Source organism: Pseudophaeobacter sp. (assembly GCF_039971195.1).
Classification (GTDB): domain Bacteria; phylum Pseudomonadota; class Alphaproteobacteria; order Rhodobacterales; family Rhodobacteraceae; genus Pseudophaeobacter.
In genome coordinates, this window is the sequence record NZ_JBDWPJ010000073.1 from 1 (window position 1) to 22,932 (window position 22,932).

The following is a 22,932-nucleotide window of genomic DNA, read 5'->3' on the forward strand; positions in this document are numbered from 1 at the left end:
AAGGCATCCGAGGCCACAGCCGATCCTTTGGCCAGGCTCTCGTCCAGACCCAGTTCATCCGCCATCCGCTGCGCTTTTGACGCCGCAACATTGGCGCTGTCGAGGCGGCTCATCTGGCCGGCGCCAACACCAACGGTGGCGCTGCCTTTGACATAGACGATGGCGTTGGATTTGACGTGTTTGGCGACTTTCCAGGCGAACAGGAGATCCTGCATTTGCTCATCCGTTGGGGCAACCTTGGTGACCACTTTCAGATCCTCCATGCCGACGTAGCCAACATCCTTGTCCTGCACCAGAACGCCACCGCCCACCTGTTTGTAGGCGGTTTGGGCCGCGCGGGTATCTGGCAGACCTTCGGTTAGCAGCAGGCGCAGGTTCTTTTTGGCAGCAAAGATCGCCTTGGCCTCATCCGAGGCGCCCGGTGCGATTACCACTTCGGTGAAGATCTCGACGATCTTGCTGGCGGTTTCGCCGTCCAGCGGCTGGTTCAGCGCCACAATGCCACCAAAGGCCGAGGTGCGGTCGCAGTCGAATGCCTTTTGGTAGGCCTCGATCAGGGTTGCCCCCCTGGCGACACCGCAGGGGTTGGCGTGTTTGATGATTGCCACAGCGGCGGTTTCGGCCGGGTCGAATTCGGCGACCAGCTCATAGGCCGCGTCGGTGTCATTGATGTTGTTGTAGGACAGTTCCTTGCCCTGCAGCTGTTTGGCTGTGGCCACACCGGGTCGGTTGGTGCCATCGGTATAAAAGGCCGCTTTCTGGTGGCTGTTCTCACCATAGCGCAGGGTCTGCTTCAGCTCTCCGGCAAAGGCACGGCGGCGCGGCGCTTCCAGCTCCAGTGCACCTGCCAGCCAGGTCGAGACAGCAGCGTCATAGGCGGCGGTGCGGGCATAGGCAATCTGTGCCAGCTTGCGGCGGAATTTCGGACAGGTGGCGCCATCGTGCTGGTCCATGTCGCCCAACAGCTTGTCATAGTCTGCCACATCCACAACCACGGTCACATCGCCGTGGTTCTTGGCAGCGGCGCGAATCATCGCCGGACCGCCAATGTCGATATTCTCGATGCAGGTGTCATAATCAGCACCCTTGGCCACAGTCTCTTCGAACGGGTAGAGGTTCACCACCAAAAGATCGATGGGACCAATGCCGTGCTCCTCCATGGCTTTGACGTGATCGGCATTGCCGCGCAGCGCCAGCAAGCCGCCATGCACCATAGGATGCAGGGTCTTGACCCGACCATCCATCATCTCAGGAAATCCGGTGATATCAGCCACATCCCTGACCTCGAGCCCAGCCTCACGCAGGGCCTTGGCGGAACCGCCAGTGGACAAAAGCTCAACATTGCGGGCGGCCAGCGCCTTGCCGAGGTCAATAAGACCGGTCTTGTCGGATACGGAAAGCAGGGCGCGGCGGATAGGCGTTTGGTCGGTCATGGCAGGGCGGTCCTTTACAGGCTCTGTAGGCTCAGTCGAAAATCTCGGGCTCATCCCGATTCAGGTCACGCACGGCAATGGCAGTTTCCTGCGCCTTGCTGAGCGTCCACCGGACGCGTGTCGCATACTCGATTGCGCGGCCAGATAAAACGATCTGCTTTGCCGCACGGGGCTTTAATCGCGTTTTTTCCAGATAAACACTGGGTTCCAGCTTTAATTCGCAGGTTCCATCGTGGCGGAACACCCAGATTTCCCCACTTTTCAGCGCCATCGACACGGCTGAACCACCCAGATCAAGCGCCGAATCCACTTCTGGGTGCAGATGCAGACGCAGCTCAAATTCGATGCCCTTGGAACCTGAACGATCCAGCGCTTTGGAAAAGACCCGTTTGGCCGGGTCTTCAATGGCCACAATCAGGTCTTCGCCCGCCAGGCCCCGGCCATCGTCTGACAGCTCCAAGGTCCGCGCATGGGTGAGGCCAAAGTCCCGCAGATAGCCATCATGGCCGCCCTGGAACCGATGGCCATCCTCCACCTCGTCTAGCGCCACCTGTACCTGTTTGGGCGCATCCACCAGCAGCTCCTGCCCGGTGGTACGATCCGGCGATGCCAGACGGGCACTGGAATGCCCCGCCAGACACAGCGTCGAATGCGATGGCGTCGCCCGTCCGGCGCGACGCCATTCCAGACCAAAGGTCTCTCCGGAACCGCAGTTCACAATCAAGGGCCGCCGCCCCGAGGTGAGCTCAAAGGCCAGGGTCGAGGCATGACCATTGCCCGAGGCCGCACCCTGGGGCGGCACAGCCGCGTCAATCACCACCGAGGTGCGCCGCGCCGCCAGTCGGGCATAGCCCATGGCCAGCCCATCACGGTGATCCCCAGACACATGGCTCGCCGCCAGGGCATGATCCAGCCAGCCTTCAAGGCCACGCCCGCCACCATGAAACCGCGCCAGCCCGCCATCGGCATGGCGCAGGGTGCGCAGCGCCGGGGCAATCCGTTCAATCGCGGCAGTCTGCGCCGCTGGCACCGTGCGCCCGACCTCATGCAGCGCAGCCGCTGCCCAGGTGAGCAGGGTAAACACCTCCAAAAGCTCTTCGGGATTGCGTGTAGGCACGCCACCCTCGGCGTCAATCTGGCTCTCGCATTCCGTGGCCAGGGCGCGGATCGCCGGATCTGCCAGCTCTTCATGCCCCTGCAGGGCCAGCCCGGCATAGATCAACCCGGTCAGCGCCTCAAACCGGGGCAGCCCCGGCGAAGCGCCTTTCCAGCGCTGCGACAGGAACCAGGTTTGCTGCGACAGGGATTGGTAAAAGATCTCGGTCTCCGCCCGGTCCTTGCCGCTCAGCAGGAACAATGCGTGGTTGATCCAACGAATGACCCGGCGCCCCGTCAGATCCGGAGACCAGGCCAGCGCCGAGGCTTGCGAACCGCCATTGCCATGGCTGTCGATCCAGCCCCAGACCCATTTCTGCGCCTTGACCCGCGCCTTGATATCGCCAACCGCTGCCAGATCATCCAACCAGGTAAAGCCCTGACGTTCCGCATCAAAGGCTGCGTCCGGAGCCTGCACTTCCCAAAGGCCGGTGGTTTGCGATTCAACCAGGAAGCCGGCAAACAGCAGATTACCCGCCACCAGCTGCCGCCCGCGAGCAAAACTGCCTATGGTGCGCGGCTCGGGCTGCGAAACAAAACCAGTCGCTGCTGGCTGCTTACGGGCGCGCCAGGCATAGTATCTATTCATCACCCGGGTGCCACGACCCGCCACTCTATCGTATCTGGACATGCTCTCTGCCTCACGCCTTTAGTGCTCTGGATTGCCGGCGTTTTGGCAAAAGGATAGCCACCTTGCGGCGTCAAGTCACCGATGAATACGACCTTAGCGCGCTCCTCAGGCAGATTTGCGCAAAAGCGCCATGTAAAATCCGTCCATGCCGCCCTGTCCCGGCCAGTAATCCGGCCGCAACCGCAGCCCGCCCTCTTCGGTGATCCAGGCTGGGTCAATTCCCAAGGATGCCAGAACATCGCGATCCACGGACATATCCGCAAACATCTCCAGAGCCTCCTCAACCTGACACTCGCCTTCATCGGGCAGCAGTGAACAGGTGCAAAACACCAGCCGCCCGCCGGGTTTGACCAGGCTCCAGGCATGGGCCAACATCCGTGCCTGCAATTCAATCAGCTCGCCAAAGGCGCTGCCGTCCTTGGCATGGGGCAGATCCGGGTGGCGACGAATAGTGCCGGTTGCAGAACAGGGCGCGTCCAGCAGTACCGCATCAAACTCACCGCTTTGCTCCAGGGCATCGCCCACCACCAGATCCGCCACCAGCCCGGTCCGGGAGAGGTTTTCCCGCAGCCGCTCCATCCGCGCCGCCGAGGCATCCACCGCAGTGACATTGGCACCGCTGGCGGAGATCTGCATGGTCTTGCCACCGGGTGCGGCACAAAGATCCAGCACCCGCTCACCGGGTTTGGCCTGCAGCATCTGCGCAGGCAGCGCCGCCGCCGCATCCTGCACCCACCAGTCGCCCGTGGCATATCCCGGCAAGGCCGAGACCTGGCCGCCTTCCTGCAAGCGCAGCGATCCGGTCGCCAGGACCTCACCGCCCAGGGGCGCAAGATCGGTCCCCGGCTTGCCGGTGATATCCAGTGGCGCAGCGGCAAAATGCGCCGCCTCGATCTCCAGCATGGTCTCGGCTCCCCAGGCCTCCACCAGGGGTTTGCGCAGCCATTTGGGCAGCCGCGGCACCCGCAGCTTACCCCATTCCGCCGGACCCTTCTCGGCGACCTTACGCAGCACCGCATTGACCAGCCCTTTAAGCTTACCATGATGACGATGCTTGGAGATGATCGCCACCATATCATTGACCACCCCGTGAGGCGCCCCACCGCCGCACAGCTCCACCGTGCCCAGACGCAGGGCGTTCTGCACCGTCAGCGGAGTTGATTTCTTCAGATGCTTTTGCAGCACTCGGTCGGCACGCTCCAGGCTGCGCAGGGTCTGCAGGGTCAGACGCTGGGCACGGGCGCGGTCCTCAGGCGACAGCCGCTCCAGCGCCCCAGCCGCATAGCATTCCGCCAACAGACGCCCCTCACCCAGGACCTGATCCAAAAGATAGATCACCGTACGGCGGGCCTGGGTTCCATCGGACATTGCTGCTCTCCTTCGCATCAAAGCGCCTTGGTGGCTTGTTCCCACCAAAAAGGGGCGTATATCATGGCCAGAGCATAAAGGAACCCGCCATGAGCGACGCGCCCAAGACCGCAAACCAGACCAGCCCCGACGCCACCATTGCCGCCGAACTGCCCGCCGCCGCCCAGCGCGCCCTGGCCGAGGCCGCCGAACGCCGCAAGGCCGCCGATGCCAAGGCAAAACCACCGGTAGAGCTTGGCGGTCGCGATGGATTGGACCCTGCCCGCTATGGCGATTGGGAAAAAAAAGGCATCGCCATCGATTTTTGACTGTCCGGCCCATCAACCTCACGAAACACCTCAGGTATTCGCGAGTTTGGAACACTCGACTTACAACTCTATTTTCAGGAAATTCATGCTGAAAACTGGCAATATAGTTGGTCTGATCTGCCTAGCTTTTACAGCTGTCGCGGGGTACTTTCTCTTCATCCAGAAAAGTCCACGTGAATTAGCGCTGGAGGCCCTTTGGGAGGTCCAGTGGGCAACAGAAGGTGACAAGGTAGACATTCAACTGGACGACTGCCGGTTGGATATCTCCATCACTCAGGCAAGCGAAAACAGCCTGCGCAGATCCCGTTTAAGTGTGAATCTCTCCGATTTCAGCCAGGAAACTGTCAACATTACACCGATCAACAATGGCCGTGCCATTGTGACCTTGATTCCAAAACCGGTTTCTGATCAGCAGTTAGCAACAGCACAGCGACTTTTGTCCAAAGTCCCGATCAGTCTGCAGAACCGTCCAGGGCATACCCTGACGCTATACAGAAATGACGGCACCATCACACAGAACAGCCCCCTGCCAAAGGGACAAGAAGGCCCTGTGTCCAAAGCCGATCTGCGCAGCCTGCTACAGCAGCCAAATGGGAAACTTTCCTTTCAACTCAGGGCTCTCATCCCAGATACTGAACCTGGACAGCCTCTGGCAGAAATTCAGCCTCACGCGGATGCCCCAGCCCTTAGCGACTTCGTAAACTCAGTGGAGGTCGACACTACGATCACCGGCTACACCTTCAATCTGATCTACAACGCAGAGACAGCAGCGCGCGACACCCTCGTGCTTGGCGGCTTGGAGTTTCCCACGCAGGTCCGGCTCGGTACCCGCTCACCAGCTCAAGCCCGCGAAACAGCACAGGCCCTTTTGAGCTATAGCCAAACCAACTGCCGGTAAGATCGCAGATCGCGCGCCCCTCTCTAAAAGGAATGGAAACATGATTCTGGAAATCCGCCGCTATACCCTACATCCCGGCCAGCGTGAAAACTTCATCCGTTTCTTCGAGGAGGTGAACCGCACCGCCCTGCGCGATGCTGGCATGTTGGTCTTTGGTCCCATGCGCGATCTGGAAGACCCAGACAAAGTCCACTGGATGCGCGCCTTTGAGAGCCTTGAACAGCGCGAGGCGATCAAACAGGCTTTCTACCACGGCCCCGTTTGGACCCAAGAAGTCGAACCCCTGGTGATGCCGCTCATTGCCCATTTCGAGGCTTCAGTGGTGGAAACTACTGCGGGTTTTGAAGGCTTTGACCAAAGCACCGGACTCTGATCAGCCCGCCGCAGCCGCGCCCCAGATATCATCTTTCCAAAAATATTCCCGCCGGAGGCATTCAGGCGGCTTTACCGCCGAAAAAGGAAGCCGCGCCCCATCGGGGCGCGCCCTCCCCCAAAAAGCCTGACCCTGCTTATAGCCCCAGCACATCCAGCATGTCATACTCGCCCGGCGCCTTGTCCTGCCCCCAGAGCGCAGCTTTCAAAGCCCCCCGGGCAAAGATCGCCCGATCCGTGGCCATATGGCGCAAAACGATGCGCTCGCCGGCAGCGGCAAACAATACATCATGTTCGCCCACAATATCGCCGCCGCGAATGGCGCTAAAGCCGATGTCGCCGCGTTTGCGCGCGCCAGTGATCCCATCTCGACCAGAGTCAGACACATCCGCCAAGGTCACGCCACGCCCCTCGGCCGCCGCCTCGCCCAGCATCAAGGCAGTTCCCGAAGGTGCATCGACCTTGTGGTGATGATGGGCTTCGATCACCTCAATATCAAAATCCTCGTCCAGGGCGGCGGCGACCTTTTTGGTCAGCTGTACCAAAAGGTTCACGCCAAGGCTCATATTGCCCGCCCGCACCAGAACCGCATGGCGGGAGGCAGGTTCCAGCTGGGCGATCTGCTCCTGCGACATGCCAGTGGTGCCAATCACATGCACCGCACGGGCCTGGGCCGCCAGCTTTGAAAAGGCCAGCGTCGCCTCAGGGGAGGTGAAATCAATCACCGCTTGTGCCTTGGAAAACGCCTCCAGCGGATCATCGGTCACAGCAACACCAATCGCGCCGCCGCCCATGACAGTGCCCAGATCCTGCCCGACCCAGGCATGGCCCTGCCGCTCTACCACGCCAACCAGCCGCGCCTTGTCGCTGTCCAGAACCGTCTTGATCAGCATCTGCCCCATGCGGCCCGAAGCCCCTGTAATCACGATGCCTGGTGTCTCACTCATTGCTGTGGTCCTCGCCGCTTGGATGGGTGGTACGTAGAAATTCTCTGTAGGTTTTCTCCTACCCGCTTGGCGGTGACTTGGCAAAGGGCAGGTTTCGCCTTAGATCGAAGATATGGCAAAGAACAAATCTCCTGAGGGGCGCGCCCCCTCCCAACGGCAGCTGCGCGTCGGCGAGCTGATCCGCCGGACCCTGTCCGAAGTGTTTTCGCGTGGCGAGCTGCACGACCCCGAACTGAACCGCATGTCGATCACCGTCGGCGAGGTCCGGGTCACCCCAGATCTGCGCATCGCCACCGCCTTTGTGCTGCCCTTGGGCGGCAAGGGGCAGGAGGATCTGCTGAAACTGCTGGGCCGCAACAAATGGGAGCTGCGCACCCTGGCGGGCAAAAAACTGGGGATGAAACATACCCCCGATCTGCGCTTTCAGCTGGATCTCACCTATGACCAGATGGATGCCACCCGAAAACTGCTCGAACAGGACGCGGTGCGCCGCGATATTGAGGATTGATCCGCCGGGCCCTCTGCCTGCTGGCCGCCCTTTGGGCCGGGCCAGTCCTGGGGGCCGACAGTGGCGCTGTTTCCTGCAGCAATATCACCTACGAAGGCAATCGATACGCGCTCTGTGAAGTTGACGCTGCCCAAGCGCAGCTCAAACTGTTTCTGCGCGATGACAAAGATCAGGTATTTGGCCATTTCTCCACCATCGAACAGGCCCTGGAGGCAGAGGGAAAGGCGCTGATCTTTGCCACCAATGCCGGGATGTATCACGCCAACCGTGCCCCGGTGGGATTATACATCGAAGACGGAAAGGAAGAGATGCGGCTGGTGCCCAACGCCGGACCCGGCAATTTTGGCTTGCTGCCCAATGGGGTGTTCTGCCTGCGCCCGGGCCGCGCCGATGTCTTTGAAACCCTGGCGTTTCGCGATGCGGGCACCACATGCACCTCGGCCACGCAGTCCGGGCCGATGCTGGTGATCGATGGCATATTGCACCCGCGCTTTTTGCCCGATTCGACCTCCTATTACATCCGCAACGGCGTTGGCACTTCCGCCGATGGCCGACGGGTGGCTTTTGCCATCTCGCGCAATGCGGTGACCTTCCACCAGTTTGGCAGCCTGTTTCGCGACTATCTGAAATTGCCCAACGCGCTCTATTTCGATGGCAATATCTCACGGTTGCATGCGCCCCAGATCGGGCGCAGTGACGCTGGTTTCATGATGGGGCCGGTTGTCGGCGTAGTAGAATAGGCCCAGCCACCGGGACCACTTACCGGGCCAATTCACCTCAAGTGGAATTGACAGGGCAGATGCCTTGGGCTAGGCCGCGCGCCTCACAGGAATTTGGGGACGAACATGGCACGCAAACGCAAAGGGCGCGATATTTCGGGTTGGCTGGTGGTGGATAAACCCGCCGGGCTGACCTCGACAGCTGTGGTAAACAAGGTGCGCTGGGCACTGGAGGCCAAAAAGGCCGGCCACGCAGGCACGCTCGATCCCGAAGCAACCGGTGTGCTGGCCATTGCCCTGGGCGAAGCCACCAAGACCGTTCCCTATATCACCGACGCGCTCAAGGCCTATACCTTTACCGTGCGGCTGGGCCAGGCCACCAATACCGATGATGCCGAGGGCGAGATCATTGCTTCCAGCGATGCGCGCCCCTCGGACGATGAAATCAAAGAGGCGTTATTGCCCTTTATTGGCGAGATCCAGCAGATCCCGCCAAAATTCTCGGCCGTGAAAATCGACGGTCAGCGCGCCTATAAATTGGCCCGCGACGGGGATGAGGATTTTGAAATCGCCGCGCGCCCCCTCTGGGTCGAAGAACTGGTGCTGGTGGACCGCCCCGACGCCGACCACGTGGTGCTGGAAATGACCTGCGGCAAAGGCGGCTATGTGCGCTCCATCGCCCGCGACTTGGGCGCCGCCCTTGGGTGTCATGGCCACGTGAAGGTGTTGCGTCGCATTTGGTCCGGACCTTTTGATGCCGCCGATGGGCTGTCCCTGGAGGATGTGCTACGCATGGAGCGCACGCCTGAGCTGGACACCCACCTGCTGCCGCTGGAACAGGGCCTTGCCGATCTGCCCGAGCTGAAATGCACTCCCGAAGGCGCCACGCGGCTGCGCAATGGCAATCCCGGCATGGTGCTGGCCTCGGATGTGGAATACGGCGACGAGGCCTGGGCGTCCTATGACGGCAAGGCGGTTGCCGTTGGCATCTACAAGGCTGGCGAATTGCACCCGAGCCGGGTGTTTAATCTCTGACAGCAATCTAGCGACACTCTGGCAGCACATTGCCGGCCATGTGTTCCCGACTATACGGTCTCGGCTATGCTGGGGCCGCTATTATTGATATCCTGATCAAACGCCCTTTTGATCAGGATATTGTACCATGGCCGCCAGCGATCCTCTTGCAGACCATATCCCGTTTCAGACCTTTCGCCTTTTGATCGAAAACATCTCTCTGTGGCAGATCATGGCGCTGGGATTGTTGATCTGGGCCCTCAGCAACAAGGAACGGCTGCAGAGCTTTGGCAACTGGCTGACGACGACGCTCAAATCGATAAAAATTGGCAATTTCGAAGCCGAATTCAAAGAAGCCGAACGGGCCGCCAACGAGCTGATGGCCGAGAGCGAGAACCAAGCCGAATACGAAAACTCGGAACTCTCAGAGCTGATTGCCGAGATTGATCCCAATGCCCCTTCGGCGAGTTTCTCCGCCGCACGGGATCGGCTCAAACAGATCTCCAGCGGCAATGTTGACCGGACGCAGATCCTTGCCGGGTTGACGCCCGAAGCCTCGGCGGTCGATTTTTATGCCAGTGCCGAAATTCTACGTCAGAAACGGGATCTATCCTACTATGACGATGTTGTCGAAACCGTCGCCCGTTTGGCGGAGTCCCCTCGCCTGGAAGGCAAACGCTACATGTTTGTCTGGGCCCTTGCCTCGGCGCTGCATCGCATGACTCTTTTTGCGGTGAAGACCCATCAACGGCCTTTGCTGAGTGTTGACCAACTCCGCACCGCCCGAGAGGCAGCACAGAAACTCCATGACAATCCCCATGTGCAAAACGACAGCCCCAACAAACCCAAACGCGGCATTCGCGGGCCTGCTCAATATACCGTGAACTGGGCAGAAACGGGACTGGCCAAACTGGCTTTGGGGGCTTGAAGCCAGCCGCGCTCAAACCCATGCCTTCTCATTTGGTGGATTTGATGGCAGGACTGCACCATGATCACCCGCAGCCATACCAAGGGCGATGCGCCCTCCACCGCCGTCTATTCTGAATGCGAGACCTATCGCTACAGCCTCACCCGCGTCTGGGAACCAGAGGGCAAGCGGGTGATGTTTGTCATGCTGAACCCCTCCAAGGCCACCGAAGTACAGAATGACCCCACCATTGAACGCTGCGAACGCCGTGCCCGAGCTCTTGGGTTTGGTGGCTTTCAGGCCACCAACATCTTTGCCATCCGCGCCACCGACCCTAAGGTGATGCGCGCCGCCCAAGACCCGGAAGGCCCCGACAACAGGGAGGCGATCCTTGCGGGGTTTGACTGGGCTGATATGGTGATCTGCGCCTGGGGCACCCATGGCGCCCATCGTGATCAGGGTGACACCATAGCGACGCTGCTGCGCAGCCGTGGCCGAGCCCTGCATCACCTCGGCCTCAGCAAACATGGCCACCCCAAACACCCGCTCTATATTGCCTATAGCCAGCAGCCTCAGCTATGGGATTAACGCATTTTTGACGGGGCGGTTTCTGGCCAAAACACCCCAAGCCACTGATGTCCTGAGGCAAAGTGCCGTTAACCTCTGTTCTTGATTTGTCTGGAGACAATTAAGCCCGATATGGCAGACTGATCACGGATCAACCCCCAATGTCTGGTGCGGTTCGGATCGGTTTTGGAGACATGTCATGCTGTGGATTGCCGGGCTTTTGGGGCTCATGGGTATCGGCGGAGCCGCGTTGCTGGATTTTGACGACGACCTGTCGTCAGAGGAGGCAGATGGCACCGCGATCTCTGGCGGTGACAACGACCCCACCACCCTCGTTATCCCCATGGACGAACTCCTCGGTGGCTCAGGCAGTGGGTCAGGCGATGGATCAAGCGGGGACGAGGGTAGCGGCACTGATCAAGGGTTGGAGATCTGCGACTTCATCGAAAAAAGCGGCGACCCCGAAACCGGGGACGGCGATACCGGAGATCTGCCGGGTTTTGATGGGACCTCCCTCACCGGATCGGAACAGGCGGATATCATTGGCGGCACTGAAATAGGCGATCACCTCACCGGGTTGGAGGGCGATGACCAGTTGAATGGCTACGGAGGCGACGATTCCGTCGACGGCGGCGCTGGGGATGACGGGCTTTATGGGGATACCGGCAATGACACTCTTGTAGGCGGTGCCGGCGAGGACCTGTTGCACGGCGAGTATGGCGATGACTCCCTGGCAGGCGGGACAGGCGCAGACAGCCTGTTTGGCCATTTTGGCGCCGACACGCTGCAGGGTGGCGCTGGGGATGATCTTGGCAATGGAGGTCAGGGCGGCGACTCCCTGAGCGGCGAAGCTGGCAATGACGCGATGCATGGCAATGACGGGGATGACACCCTGCAGGGCGGCACCGGTCAGGACAGCCTGTTTGGCGGCTTCGGCAATGATTTTGTCTGGGGGGCCGACGATGGCAGCGAAATGGATTACCTCAACGGCGGCGATGGCGATGATACGCTGGTCGCCGGGGCTGGCGATATTGTCACCGCAGGCGCCGGGGCGGATCAGATCTGGGCCGAGGATCTGGGAGGCAGCGGCGAGGCTGTTCAGCTGATGGATTTTGACAGCGCCGAAGACCAGTTGGTGGTGTTCTGGCATGCCGACAATGAGGGAGAGCCAGAGATTGAAATCGAAGCTGACCCTGAGATCCCCAGCCAGCAAGTGATCCGAGTCAACGGCACCGAAGTGCTGCGCCTCACCGGCGCAGAAGACCTGAGCGTTGCGGATATCGCCCTGGTCGACAGCCAATCGCCGAACCTTGCAGGACTTCCCGCCAGCTGAGGCAGGCCGACCAGAAACCGTAGGCCGCCTGTCTGCCTGTCTCGCCGCTTACCTGGGCCACTGACTTAGGCCACCCAAGCTAAGCCGTGGTGCAAAACTTCTTTGCCTTTTCTCTCGTTACCGCCTATACGCCCGCATCTGCTTTGGATCTGTCATAGATTCGCAGCAGCTCTACTCCATGGGCCTGCGCTGGACGACATCCCGGCCTGTGCCATCACTCTAACCTTTTAAAGGAGACCCCGATGTCGATCACAGCTGAAGAAAAAGCACGCCTGATGAAAGAATTCGCAACCAAAGAAGGCGACACCGGTTCGCCCGAAGTACAGGTTGCTATCCTCACCTCGCGCATCAACACCCTGACCGAGCACTTCAAAACCCACAAAAAAGACAACCACGGTCGTCGTGGTCTTTTGAAAATGGTTGCCCTGCGTCGTAAGCTGCTGGATTATACCAAAGGCAAAGATGTGGCCCGTTACCAGGACCTGATCAAACGCCTTGGCATCCGCCGCTAAGAATACCGATTTTTGGATCATCAACGCCCGCTCAGATCTGAGCGGGCGTTTTTCGTTTGATAGGCCATGACAGGTACGAGCGTTCGGTCTCTTGCCACTTGCCGGGCCACCCAGTAGAAACGAATGATATGTTATTACATAATCACCACTACAGGCCCTACAATGTCCCATTCCCCTGCCCGCACCAGCGCCAAAACCAATCTGGGCAAAACCCGCGTCAAACGCCGCAGGCGGAACGAGGACCCTATGCGCGCCTATGATCAATTGCCCTCCGAGCTGCGCCTGTGGATGCAGGAGGCAAAACTGCCCTGGTCCCCAGCCTCTTGCCGACGTGTCTGGCGCAAAGCCAAGGCTCGGGGCGACAGTCTGGAACAGGCGCTAATCAGCCTGGATCGGGCCGAGGCAGCGACATTGGCGCGGGCCTCGGAGGCCGCCGGGCTTTAGCCGGTTCTAGCCCTCCGGTCCGATCCGCACCAAAAGATCAATCAGCTGTTCCACATGCTGGTCTTTGGTACGATGGGACGAGAGGCTTATGCGAAAAGCCGGACGCTCCTGCCAGACGGAGCCACCAAACCAGGAGCTGCCGCTCTCTTGCACCTGCTGTAAAATCGCCTGGGTTGCGGCATCGTCAGCGCCGCGGACCAGCACCTGATTGAGCACAACCCGGTTGAGCACCTCAAATCCGGCTTCCTGCAGGGCCGCACTGATGCGCTGCGCCTGTTGGTGATGGCGGGTCACCAGATCTGCCACCCCTGCGCGGCCCAGGCTGCGCAGCGCTGCCCAGATTGGGATGCCTCGCGCCCGGCGGGAGAACTCCAGCGTCAGATTCTTTTGCGCCTCCGCCGAGGCGCTGGAATAGGCCGCATCGCTGTTCATCACCCGCGCCAGCGCCGCTGGGTCGCGACAGATCGCCATGGCGCCGTCATAGGGGGTGTTCAGCCATTTATGGCCATCGGTGGTCCAGCTGTCGGCGCCGCCAATCCCTTTGGTCAGATGCTGCAGCTGAGGCGCCGCCCGGGCCCAGAGCCCAAAGGCCCCATCCACATGCACCCAGGCCCCAGCCGCCTTGGCGCGGGGAATGAGCGTGGCAAAATCATCAAACTCGCCAGTGTTCACCTCGCCGGCCTGCAGCACCAGCAAAGTATTGGCATCCATCGCGGGCAGCTGGTCCGGGATGATCCGCCCCTTGTCATCTACTGGTGCCTTGATCACCCGGTTCCAGCCAAAACCCAGCACCTGCAGCGCCTTGCGCACGGTGACATGGGTGCTGGCAGGGACCAGCACCTTAACCTCTGGTGCTCCGTGCAGCCCGTCATTGACAACATCCCAGCCCTGGCGGGCCAGCAGCTCCGCCCGCGCCGCCGCCAGACAGCTGAGCCCACAGGCGGTGGCAGAGGTGCCATAGGCCACGGCGCTGCTGCGCGGCAGATCAAGCACCTCCAGCAGCCAGGCGCTCGCCTGTTTTTCAATCGCATAGGCCGCCGGGCTGCCATCCTCGGTGGAGGCACATTGATCCCAGGCCAGTGCCAGGCGCTCTGCCGCGGCGGCCACTGGCAGGCTGGCCCCGATGACAAAACCAAAATAATTCGGCCCGTTGGAGGCCACCGTGGCGGGTGAACCAAGATTATCCATCAAGGCAATGGTCTCTTCCGGCGGGAGGCCTTGGTCCGGAAGGGCCTCGTCAAAACCGGAAAGCGCAGCAATTTCTGCCTCTGCTGGGAAGACACGACGCGTTTCTGCCCCAGCCACATAGTCACGCCCACGCCTGTCGGCTTCCTGTAGCAACTGGCCTTCATTCATGGCAGTCTCTCCCAATCCGATTCCATATCGGAAATGATCAATATAGAAGATGCCCTATATGAACAAGCCTCTGCATAGTCACCTGCTCGCACTGCGTGCCCTGGCCAATCCACATCGGGCGCAGATCATGGATTGGCTGCTGGATCCTACCAGGTATTTCCCACCGCAACGCGATGGGGATCTGGTGCAGGACGGCGTCTGTGTGGGCTTCATCACCGACAAGGTCGGCCTGAGCCAACCCACCGTGACCAGCCATATGAAAAGTCTGGAACAGGCCGGGCTGGTCAGCTCAAAGAAGATCAAGAATTGGGTGTTCTACAAGGCAAACCAAGCCACATTGCAGCAGATCGCCAGCAGTTTCACCTCGGCCAGCGCGGCGCTTTACCCGTCGCCTAGCTGCCCTGATACTGACTGCACCGGGATCGGAAACACCAGGTCATAGGCCCAGTTATAGACAAAGGCATAGACGAGGTAGAACCCGGCAAAGCCCAGATCCATTATCAGAGCGGTCCAGAGCCCGATCTGCAGGTACCAGGCAATAAAGGGCAAGAGCACCGCCAGCAGGCCGACTTCGAACAAAATGGCATGCAAAACCCGCAGCAGCGGCCATTTCCGGGTGTGCCCTACCTGGCGCATCATCATCCGGTCAAACCCAAGATTGAACAGATAGTTCCACAGCGTCGCCACCGTCGCCCCAACCAGAGCCACCACGCCAATGGCATGCATCTCCATGCCAAACCCCCAAGCCCCCAGCGGGGTCACCGCCAAAAGGCCAATCACTTCGAAACACACCGCATGGCGAATTCTGTCTGCTGTGCTGCGCATCGGATCTTCTTCCCCCTGCTGCCTGACCGGAGCTTCGCCAAGCTGTTAGCCGGGCCGTCCCGTGCGCTGTCCCGCCGTCGCAGGGGAGGTCGTCCTCACATCCCGGCACTATATCGCCGCTTTGCACCGCCGCAAGATGCGCCAGCTCCCGCTTTTACTTTCTTTTACCACCGTTCTCCTGTATGGGCGGCCTATCTGAGACACGTGCCTGGCCTCGGCACGCGAAATCAAGATGGAAGAGGCCGGCGGCAATGGGGCCGCTATATGCAACGGGAGACCCGGGATCCGCCTGGGAGTGCTCCCATTTAGGATGCTGACATGTTCAACGTAACAAAGAAATCTATGCAGTGGGGCGAAGAGACGCTGACACTGGAAACGGGCAAGGTTGCCCGTCAGGCTGATGGCTCTGTCATCGCCACGCTGGGTGAAACCAGCGTAATGGCCAACGTGACTTTTGCGCGCAAGCAAAAGCCGGGTCAGGACTTCTTCCCTCTGACAGTCCACTACCAGGAAAAATACTATGCTGCGGGTAAAGTGCCCGGCGGTTTCTTCAAGCGCGAAGCGCGCCCAACCGAAAAAGAAACACTGACTGCGCGCCTGATCGACCGCCCGATCCGCCCGCTGTTTGTTCCCGGCTTCAAAAACGAAGTTCTGGTGATGTGCACCGTGCTGAGCCACGATCTGGTCAACGACCCAGACATGGTTGCGATGATCGCGGCCTCTGCCGCGCTGACGCTGTCTGGCGCGCCGTTCATGGGCCCAATCGCAGCCGCCCGCGTTGGTTTTGAGGATGGCGAATACGTTCTGAACCCGACAGTCGACGATATGCAGGACCTGCGCCTGAACCCTGAGCAGCGCCTGGACCTGGTTGTTGCCGGCACCAAAGACGCCGTGATGATGGTTGAATCCGAAGCTTATGAGCTGTCCGAAGCAGAAATGCTGGGCGCGGTGAAATTCGCGCATGACGCCATCCAGCCTGTGATCGACCTGATCATCTCGCTGGCCGAAGAAGCTGCCAAAGAGCCCTTCGACTTTGCAGCGCCTGACTACGCGGATCTGTTTGAAGCCGTTAAGGCCGCTGGCGATGCAGAAATGCGCGCCGCTTTTGCGATCAGCGACAAGCAAGAGCGCACCGCCGCTGTTGCCGCCGCCCGCGAAACCATCAAGGCGGCTCTGAACGAAGAGCAGCTGGACGACGCCAACCTTGGCTCGGCGATGAAGAAGCTCGAAGCTGGCATTCTGCGCGGCGACGTTGTCAAAACCGGCAAGCGTATCGATGGCCGGGCCACCGATGAGATCCGCGACATCGTTTCCGAGACCGGCATGCTGCCACGGACCCACGGTTCCGCCCTGTTCACCCGTGGTGAAACCCAGGGTCTGGTTGTGACCACTCTGGGCACCGGCGACGACGAGCAGTTCATCGACGCGCTGCACGGCAACTTCAAATCCAACTTCCTGCTGCACTATAACTTCCCGCCCTATTCGGTTGGTGAAGTTGGTCGTGTGGGCGGCCCCGGCCGTCGTGAAATTGGTCACGGTAAGCTGGCATGGCGTGCGCTTCAGGCGGTTCTGCCTGCGGCAACCGACTTCCCCTACACTATCCGCGTGGTTTCCGAGATCACCGAATCCAACGGTTCCTCTTCGATGGCTTCCGTTTGTGGCGGCTCCCTGTCGATGATGGATGCGGGTGTTCCGCTGAAAGCACCGGTTGCCGGTGTTGCCATGGGTCTGATCCTGGAAGAAGACGGTTCCTACGCGATCCTGTCCGACATCCTGGGCGACGAAGATCACTTGGGCGACATGGACTTCAAAGTGGCCGGTACCGAGGCAGGTATCACCTCGCTGCAGATGGACATCAAGATCGCAGGCATCACGCCCGAGATCATGGAAAAAGCCCTGGAGCAGGCCAAAGCTGGCCGTATCCACATCCTCGGCGAGATGAACAAAGCGCTGTCCGGCGCTGCGGAATTCTCTGTCCACGCGCCCCGCATCGAGACCATGCAGGTGCCCACCGACAAGATCCGTGAAGTCATCGGGTCCGGCGGTAAGGTCATCCGTGAAATCGTTGAGGTTTCCGGCGCCAAGGTCGACATCAACGACGAAGGCATCATCAAGATCGCCTCTTCGGTAGCTGAGTCGATCCAGAAGGCCTATGACATGATCCACGCGATTGTGGCTGAGCCCGAAGAAGGCAAGGTTTACACTGGTAAAGTTGTCAAAATCGTCGACTTCGGCGCCTTCGTGAACTTCTTTGGCAAGCGCGACGGTCTGGTCCACGTGTCCCAGATCGAAAACCGCCGCCTGAACCACCCTTCGGATGTTCTGAAGGAAGGTCAGGAAGTAAAAGTGAAGCTCCTGGGCTTTGACGATCGCGGCAAGGTGCGTCTGTCGATGAAAATGATCGATCAGGAAACCGGCGAAGAAATGGCTCCTGAGAAAAAAGAAGACTAATCCTGTCTTCTGAGTAATCGAGAAAGGCCCCGGAGCTCTGCTCTGGGGCCTTTTTTCTGGGCATTTTTGGTCAAGTCAGACTAGGCTCTAACAGAGGCAATCCGGCGTCGCAGCAACGCCGGCATCACTCACTACCCCGTCTTCTTCGATCATTGGCAGGCAGGCGCAGTCCTTGGGCCAGCTGACCCAATAGGCAAGGCCACCAGCCAACAGAACCACCGCCATAATCAATACGCCCCACCGCATGTCACACCCATCTGTTGCCATCCATTGGACTGACTCTAGCCCGGTTTTTGCCTACCGATCCAATGAATTATCCCCCCGATACCAATGACGGTAGCCAAGCGATCAGATGCGGTACTTTTCCCATTGGCCAATCTGCGGTAGATGCACTCCATGCATTCGCTGATTATCCATATGCCTGGCAGCAGCAACCGCGCCGCAAATGTCGAACACCTGCTGTTTTCCTTGCCGGAAGCTGAGGTCGTGGAGGCGGTGAACGGTCGCGCGGTGGCCACTGATCACGCCGATATCCTGCATCCCGGCGATCTGCACAGCCCGCACTACCCCTTCTCCCCGCTCTCCCCCGGCGAGATCGGCTGTTTCCTGTCGCATCGGCGCTGCTGGCAACGGATCATCGACGAAAACTGGGACTATGCGCTGATCGTCGAAGATGATCTGGCGCTGGAGGCCGATGTCTGGGCCGATACGCTGGCTTTGGTTCAGAAAAATGCCAACACCAAGAGCTTTATTCGCCTGCCGGCCAAACCGCGCGAGGTACCCGCAAGGGTGATCGCCCAGCAGGGAGAGAGCAGGCTGTTCCTGCCCAAGGTCATCGGCCTGCAGACCGTCGCACAGGTGGTGGGCCGGGAGGCCGCACAGCTGCTACTGGAGGCGACCAAACAGCTGGACCGCCCGGTGGATACCTTCTTGCAGATGCACTGGATCCATGGCCAACAGATCCAATGCATTCTGCCGAATGGCGTCTCTGAACAGACCGCAGAACTGGGCGGCTCCACCATTCAAAAGCGCAAGAGCGGTAGAAAAATCTCCCGCGAAATCAAACGCTTCCTCTACCGCACCAAAGTCTCAACCCATCCGCAAAAGGGGTAGACCGCATGATTGCCTATGTCACTGTTGGTGCCGATGATATCGAACAGGCAAAACGGTTTTACTCTGCCTTTCTGCCCGCCCTTGGCTATGGGCTGAGGGAGGGCCCGGAGGGCCTCAGCTACGCGCTGCCCGTGCCGCCTGACCAACAACCACCCGTGCTGCCGGATTTTTATGTCAAACCAACCTTTGACGGGAACCCCGCCTCTGCCGGGAACGGCACTATGATCGCCTTTGAAGCGCGCGCCCAAAAACAAGTGCGCGAGCTGCACGCCACCGCAGTTGCAGCAGGCGGTTTTGACGAAGGCAAACCAGGCTTTCGCGCCGCCTATGGGCCACAATTCTATGTCGGCTACCTTCGCGACCCCCAAGGCAACAAGATCGCCCTATTCTCCAGCAACCCAGATGAACCCGGCCGCGACTGGTAGGGCGGGGAACAAATAGCAAACCGTGATTGAACCCTTTCAATCAATCACCGCGTCCGAACCGAGGGGTGGGAAGCAAAGCACCCGCCCCGTGGGAGCGGTTCGGGCGCTGCCAAAGCACCGCTTTGGCATGTTGTAAATTCCTTGACTAAGAAGGCCTTTGAAGGCTCGCTATGCGGACAAAGCACCACTTCTCTGCGGCAGCGCCAATGTCAGCAACCAACTAGGAAGTCCGATCTCCTGGCCCGATTGCAAATCGAACAACAAGGGAGATGACAATTCCAATCGCAACGAAGATTGCTGTGTTCTGAGCAAGGTTTAGCCAACCATATGGAGTTAGGATGCCATCAATCTCTCGAACTTTGTCGCCACCACCTAATCTGGAGAAAGAGCTGGGGTCCAGCGACTGCCTCCAGCCTCTGAACCGCCCGATAGCAATGCTTGCCAGAGCTATGAGACACGTGATCGCGCCTCCCCAAACTGCAGCCTGAAACCAAGAAATATTCTTTCGCATTAGTCTGTTGAGTATCGGAGCCGAAATGAGCCAGCTCGCAATGAACGCAATTGGGAGGCCGATGGCTGCAGCCCAAATCATTATGCCGAAAAATTGGAAAAGTCCGGCATTGCTCATACCAGCGGAAATAGGGACAGCTATCGACAGCCACCCAAGAAAAGCTGACAAATTGACCGCCCGCTTCCATTGCTTGCGGGTATAAGCGTGTTCAGCGGTTGGGTGCTGACGATCCATAGGCTTCTCCAAGTTCGATCATGGCAGCGTAACAGACATTCATGCAGAGTGCAGCGTCCGGCAAAGTGGGCTCAAAGCGCGCATTCGCTGCGTCATTCATCTAGGTTGGCTTTTGGCCACAAGCCAGATTAGAACGCACGCGGCATGCGCGAGAGGTTAAGGTGGCCAAAGCGCCCCGTGCCGCATGGGCTTTCTCTGTGGAGCAAACAAAAAGGGGCCATTGGCCCCTTTTCTCGATTCTGGATTGATCAGCCGGTTCAGCTGGGCGCTTTGGTTTTGCGCAGATAGGGGAACACAGTCTCGAACTCGCCGAACTTGGCCTTGGCGTCCTCGTTTGAGACCGCTGGCGGGATGATCACATCTTCACCGGGCACCCAGTTGGCCGGGGTGGCAACGCCATTGCTGGTCGACATCTGCAGCCCGTCCAGGGCGCGAAGGATCTCGGCAAAGTTGCGGCCCACGGTCATCGGATAGGTCATCGACAGTTTCAGCTGCTTGTCTGGCCCGATGATAAAGACCGAGCGCACGGTGGCGCTATGGGCCGGAGTGCGGCCATCGGGCAGATAGGCCTCGGCGGGCAGCATATCAAAGGCCTTGGACACGGCCAGACCTTCGTCCGCGATGATCGGGAAACCGGCGGCGGCAATGCCGTATTTCTCGATGTCGCCTTTCCACTTTTTGTGGTCCTCAACACCGTCCACGGACACGCCGATCACCTTGGTACCACGTTTGGCCCATTCGTCATTCAACTGCGCCACGGCAGAAAACTCGGTGGTGCAGACCGGTGTGAAATCCTTGGGGTGGGAGAACAGAATCGCCCAGGAGTCGCCGATCCAATCGTGGAAAGTGATCTCTCCCTGGTCGGTATCTGCGGTGAAATTTGGCACTACATCATTAATACGCAAACCCATGATGGTCTCCTCTCATGTCAATCTGCGGGACCTGGCACAGGCCCGCCTTATGGATGTCGCAACGTTACAGCCCCCTGCCGGATTGGCCAGCCCAAAAGGCAAAACCTATGGCTGATTGGCCAGAACTTTGCGGAAGATTGCCTGCGCCGGATCTTCCCTCAAATAATATGATCATATTATTGCAGATCACCGCTTGCTCCGCTTGCAACAGGGTGACAGAGTGATGTCTGACATCCGGCCCGCGTGCCGGATTCTGCGTCTGAATGGGAGACCCGGACATGATTGAGAAACGCGACTTTTACATCAACGGTGCGTGGGTTTCCCCCGCGCAGGCCAATGATTTTGAAGTGATTGACCCCTCGACCGAAGAGGCCTGTGCGGTGATTTCACTGGGTGACAAGGCGGACACCGATGCCGCCGTTGCCGCCGCCAAAGCCGCCCTGCCCGGTTGGATGGCCACCCCCGTGGCCGAACGTATCTCGCTGGTTGAAAAGCTGATCGAAATCTATGGCAAGCGCAGCGATGAAATGGCCGAGGCCATGTCCATCGAGATGGGCGCGCCGATTTCCATGTCGCGCAGCCAGCAGGTTGGCGCCGGCAGCTACCATCTGCAAGGCTTTGTCGACGCCGCCAAGGCCTATGCCTTTGACGCACCCCTGGGCGACCACGCCCCCAATGATCGCATCATCCACGAGGCCGTCGGCGTTGCGGCGCTGATCACCCCGTGGAACTGGCCAATGAACCAGGTGACGCTCAAGGTTGGTGCCGCCGCCGTGGCGGGCTGCACCATGGTGCTGAAACCCTCCGAGCAAAGCCCGCTCAACGCCATGCTCTTTGCCGAGATGATGGATGAGGCCGGTTTCCCCAAGGGGGTGTTCAACCTGGTCAATGGTGACGGTGTGGGCGTCGGCTCGCAGCTGACCGCGCATCCGGATGTGGACATGGTCTCCTTTACCGGCTCGACCCGCGCCGGCACCGCGATCTCCAAATCCGCCGCCGAGACCCTGAAGAAGGTGCATCTGGAGCTTGGCGGCAAGGGCGCCAATGTGATCTTTGACGATGCCGACGATAAGGCGGTCAAGCGTGGCGTGCTGCACATGATGAACAACACCGGCCAGAGCTGTAATGCGCCCAGCCGGATGTTGGTTCAAAAAGGCGTCTACGATCAGGCTGTGGCCACCGCGGCCGAGGTTGCCTCTAGGGTCACTGTGGGTCCAGCATCTGAGGAAGGCCGCCATATTGGCCCGGTAGTGAATGAGCTGCAGTGGAACAAGATCCAGGATCTGATCCAGCAGGGTATCGACGAAGGTGCCAAGCTGGTTGCCGGCGGCACCGGACGCCCCGATGGGCTGAACAAGGGCTTCTATGTCAAACCCACCGTCTTTGCCGATGCTAACAACCAGATGGTTGTCGCCCGCGAAGAGATCTTTGGCCCGGTTCTGACCATGATCCCCTTTGACACCGAAGAGGAAGCCATCGAGATCGCCAATGACACCCCCTATGGTCTGACCAACTATGTGCAGACCCAGGACAGCGCCCGCGCCAACCGCATGGCCCGTCTGCTGCGCTCTGGCATGGTTGAAATCAACGGAAAATCCCGCAGCGCAGGCGCGCCCTTTGGCGGCATGAAACAGTCCGGCAATGGCCGCGAAGGCGGCAGCTGGGGCATCGAGGATTTCCTCGAAGTGAAATCCATCGGCGGCTGGACCCCAGAATAAAGACCGTCTCACCAGAGACGGACAATATTGAAGGTCGCCCCTCGGGGCGGCCTTTCTTTTTTGCCCCCGCCTGATCTTTGCCCCTCAAGGCTGTCACTTGGCCAGCGACTGCAAGGGGAACGCTCCCGCCTCCCGGCACTGCCTTGGCAAAGCCAGACCGCTTTCGGGTGTTGGGCCGGGCGCCCCGCTCTGGCGCCCCGCCCGGCCCAAGGGGAGGAGGGCTTTCGCCAGAAAGCCTCCGGCGCGCGGGAGCTCCCCCTTCACTGCTCTCC

Annotated in this window: 25 protein-coding genes; 16 read left to right on the plus strand and 9 right to left on the minus strand. The window is 59.8% G+C overall.

Going from position 1 to position 22,932, the window contains the following annotated elements:
* The 3 genes from purH to ABJP42_RS06265 form a co-directional block, all read right to left on the minus strand.
* On the minus strand, positions 1–1,433 hold a 1,433-nt coding region (purH, locus tag ABJP42_RS06255), incomplete at its 3' end, for a bifunctional phosphoribosylaminoimidazolecarboxamide formyltransferase/IMP cyclohydrolase (RefSeq protein ID WP_348339377.1).
* Positions 1,434–1,464: 31 nt separating this feature from the next.
* Entirely contained in the window at positions 1,465–3,219 is a 1,755-nt protein-coding gene (locus ABJP42_RS06260; RefSeq protein ID WP_348339379.1) for a heparinase II/III family protein, read from the minus strand.
* A gap of 105 nt (positions 3,220–3,324) precedes the next feature.
* Positions 3,325–4,587, minus strand: coding sequence for an RsmB/NOP family class I SAM-dependent RNA methyltransferase (locus ABJP42_RS06265; RefSeq protein ID WP_348339381.1), 1,263 nt, complete (start codon positions 4,585–4,587; stop codon positions 3,325–3,327).
* A gap of 89 nt (positions 4,588–4,676) precedes the next feature.
* On the opposite strand from ABJP42_RS06265, the gene ABJP42_RS06270 reads away from it, so the two are divergent.
* From ABJP42_RS06270 to ABJP42_RS06280, 3 genes are read left to right on the plus strand one after another with little or no spacing between them, the layout of a single operon-like run.
* Entirely contained in the window at positions 4,677–4,895 is a 219-nt protein-coding gene (locus ABJP42_RS06270) for a DUF1674 domain-containing protein (protein ID WP_348339383.1), read from the plus strand.
* Entirely contained in the window at positions 4,855–5,793 is a 939-nt protein-coding gene (locus ABJP42_RS06275) for a hypothetical protein (RefSeq protein ID WP_348339385.1), read from the plus strand. Before ABJP42_RS06270 ends, ABJP42_RS06275 begins: the two co-directional genes overlap by 41 nt.
* A gap of 40 nt (positions 5,794–5,833) precedes the next feature.
* Positions 5,834–6,166: a putative quinol monooxygenase gene (locus ABJP42_RS06280; protein WP_348339387.1), complete on the plus strand. Its 333-nt coding sequence runs from the start codon at positions 5,834–5,836 to the stop codon at positions 6,164–6,166.
* A gap of 136 nt (positions 6,167–6,302) precedes the next feature.
* On the opposite strand, the gene dapB is transcribed toward ABJP42_RS06280, so the two are convergent.
* Positions 6,303–7,112, minus strand: coding sequence for a 4-hydroxy-tetrahydrodipicolinate reductase (gene dapB, locus ABJP42_RS06285; RefSeq protein WP_348339389.1), 810 nt, complete (start codon positions 7,110–7,112; stop codon positions 6,303–6,305).
* Between the two features lie 112 nt (positions 7,113–7,224).
* On the opposite strand from dapB, the gene rbfA reads away from it, so the two are divergent.
* From rbfA to ABJP42_RS06325, 8 genes are all read left to right on the plus strand, one after another.
* Positions 7,225–7,620 carry a 30S ribosome-binding factor RbfA gene (gene rbfA / locus ABJP42_RS06290; protein WP_348339391.1) on the plus strand — a complete coding sequence of 132 codons (396 nt, stop codon included), beginning with the start codon at positions 7,225–7,227 and terminating at the stop codon, positions 7,618–7,620.
* Positions 7,617–8,360: a phosphodiester glycosidase family protein gene (locus tag ABJP42_RS06295; RefSeq protein ID WP_490363192.1), complete on the plus strand. Its 744-nt coding sequence runs from the start codon at positions 7,617–7,619 to the stop codon at positions 8,358–8,360. Before rbfA ends, ABJP42_RS06295 begins: the two co-directional genes overlap by 4 nt.
* Positions 8,361–8,465: 105 nt before the next feature.
* Positions 8,466–9,374, plus strand: a complete 909-nt coding sequence (gene truB / locus ABJP42_RS06300; RefSeq protein ID WP_348339393.1) for a tRNA pseudouridine(55) synthase TruB — start codon at positions 8,466–8,468, stop codon at positions 9,372–9,374.
* Between the two features lie 127 nt (positions 9,375–9,501).
* A complete protein-coding gene (locus ABJP42_RS06305; RefSeq protein WP_348339395.1) occupies positions 9,502–10,281 on the plus strand; it encodes a hypothetical protein in 780 nt (259 codons plus the stop codon).
* Between the two features lie 60 nt (positions 10,282–10,341).
* Positions 10,342–10,848: a DUF1643 domain-containing protein gene (locus tag ABJP42_RS06310; RefSeq protein WP_348339397.1), complete on the plus strand. Its 507-nt coding sequence runs from the start codon at positions 10,342–10,344 to the stop codon at positions 10,846–10,848.
* A gap of 178 nt (positions 10,849–11,026) precedes the next feature.
* Entirely contained in the window at positions 11,027–12,160 is a 1,134-nt protein-coding gene (locus ABJP42_RS06315; protein WP_348339399.1) for a calcium-binding protein, read from the plus strand.
* A 242-nt stretch (positions 12,161–12,402) separates the two neighbouring features.
* Entirely contained in the window at positions 12,403–12,672 is a 270-nt protein-coding gene (gene rpsO / locus ABJP42_RS06320; RefSeq protein WP_009810119.1) for a 30S ribosomal protein S15, read from the plus strand.
* Positions 12,673–12,834: 162 nt separating this feature from the next.
* Positions 12,835–13,116, plus strand: a complete 282-nt coding sequence (locus ABJP42_RS06325; RefSeq protein WP_348339401.1) for a DUF6525 family protein — start codon at positions 12,835–12,837, stop codon at positions 13,114–13,116.
* A gap of 6 nt (positions 13,117–13,122) precedes the next feature.
* On the opposite strand, the gene ABJP42_RS06330 is transcribed toward ABJP42_RS06325, so the two are convergent.
* Positions 13,123–14,472, minus strand: a complete 1,350-nt coding sequence (locus ABJP42_RS06330; protein ID WP_348339403.1) for a pyridoxal phosphate-dependent decarboxylase family protein — start codon at positions 14,470–14,472, stop codon at positions 13,123–13,125.
* 58 nt (positions 14,473–14,530) lie between these two features.
* Here ABJP42_RS06330 and ABJP42_RS06335 point away from each other — a divergent pair, with 58 nt between their 5' ends.
* Positions 14,531–14,914, plus strand: coding sequence for an ArsR/SmtB family transcription factor (locus ABJP42_RS06335; protein WP_348339405.1), 384 nt, complete (start codon positions 14,531–14,533; stop codon positions 14,912–14,914).
* Here the strand turns inward: ABJP42_RS06335 and ABJP42_RS06340 are convergent.
* Positions 14,854–15,297 carry a PACE efflux transporter gene (locus tag ABJP42_RS06340; RefSeq protein WP_348339407.1) on the minus strand — a complete coding sequence of 148 codons (444 nt, stop codon included), beginning with the start codon at positions 15,295–15,297 and terminating at the stop codon, positions 14,854–14,856. The genes ABJP42_RS06335 and ABJP42_RS06340 overlap by 61 nt on opposite strands.
* 318 nt (positions 15,298–15,615) lie before the next feature.
* Here ABJP42_RS06340 and pnp point away from each other — a divergent pair, with 318 nt between their 5' ends.
* On the plus strand, positions 15,616–17,748 hold the full coding sequence (pnp, locus tag ABJP42_RS06345; RefSeq protein ID WP_348339409.1) for a polyribonucleotide nucleotidyltransferase: 2,133 nt from the start codon (positions 15,616–15,618) through the stop codon (positions 17,746–17,748).
* A gap of 87 nt (positions 17,749–17,835) precedes the next feature.
* Here the strand turns inward: pnp and ABJP42_RS06350 are convergent, their stop codons facing one another.
* A complete protein-coding gene (locus ABJP42_RS06350) occupies positions 17,836–17,994 on the minus strand; it encodes a hypothetical protein (protein WP_348339410.1) in 159 nt (52 codons plus the stop codon).
* Between the two features lie 150 nt (positions 17,995–18,144).
* Here ABJP42_RS06350 and ABJP42_RS06355 point away from each other — a divergent pair, with 150 nt between their 5' ends.
* Both ABJP42_RS06355 and ABJP42_RS06360 read left to right on the plus strand, forming a co-directional pair.
* Entirely contained in the window at positions 18,145–18,861 is a 717-nt protein-coding gene (locus tag ABJP42_RS06355) for a glycosyltransferase family 25 protein (protein WP_348339412.1), read from the plus strand.
* Between the two features lie 5 nt (positions 18,862–18,866).
* Positions 18,867–19,286 carry a VOC family protein gene (locus tag ABJP42_RS06360; RefSeq protein ID WP_348339414.1) on the plus strand — a complete coding sequence of 140 codons (420 nt, stop codon included), beginning with the start codon at positions 18,867–18,869 and terminating at the stop codon, positions 19,284–19,286.
* A 220-nt stretch (positions 19,287–19,506) separates the two neighbouring features.
* Here ABJP42_RS06360 and ABJP42_RS06365 read toward each other — a convergent pair whose 3' ends face one another.
* Both ABJP42_RS06365 and ABJP42_RS06370 read right to left on the minus strand, forming a co-directional pair.
* Positions 19,507–20,031 (minus strand): hypothetical protein, encoded by a 525-nt coding sequence (locus ABJP42_RS06365; RefSeq protein WP_348339416.1) that lies wholly within the window; start codon positions 20,029–20,031, stop codon positions 19,507–19,509.
* A 257-nt stretch (positions 20,032–20,288) separates the two neighbouring features.
* Positions 20,289–20,942 carry a peroxiredoxin gene (locus tag ABJP42_RS06370; protein WP_348339418.1) on the minus strand — a complete coding sequence of 218 codons (654 nt, stop codon included), beginning with the start codon at positions 20,940–20,942 and terminating at the stop codon, positions 20,289–20,291.
* 278 nt (positions 20,943–21,220) lie between these two features.
* On the opposite strand from ABJP42_RS06370, the gene ABJP42_RS06375 reads away from it, so the two are divergent.
* Positions 21,221–22,660, plus strand: coding sequence for an aldehyde dehydrogenase family protein (locus ABJP42_RS06375; protein ID WP_348339420.1), 1,440 nt, complete (start codon positions 21,221–21,223; stop codon positions 22,658–22,660).
* Positions 22,661–22,932 lie beyond the last annotated feature (272 nt).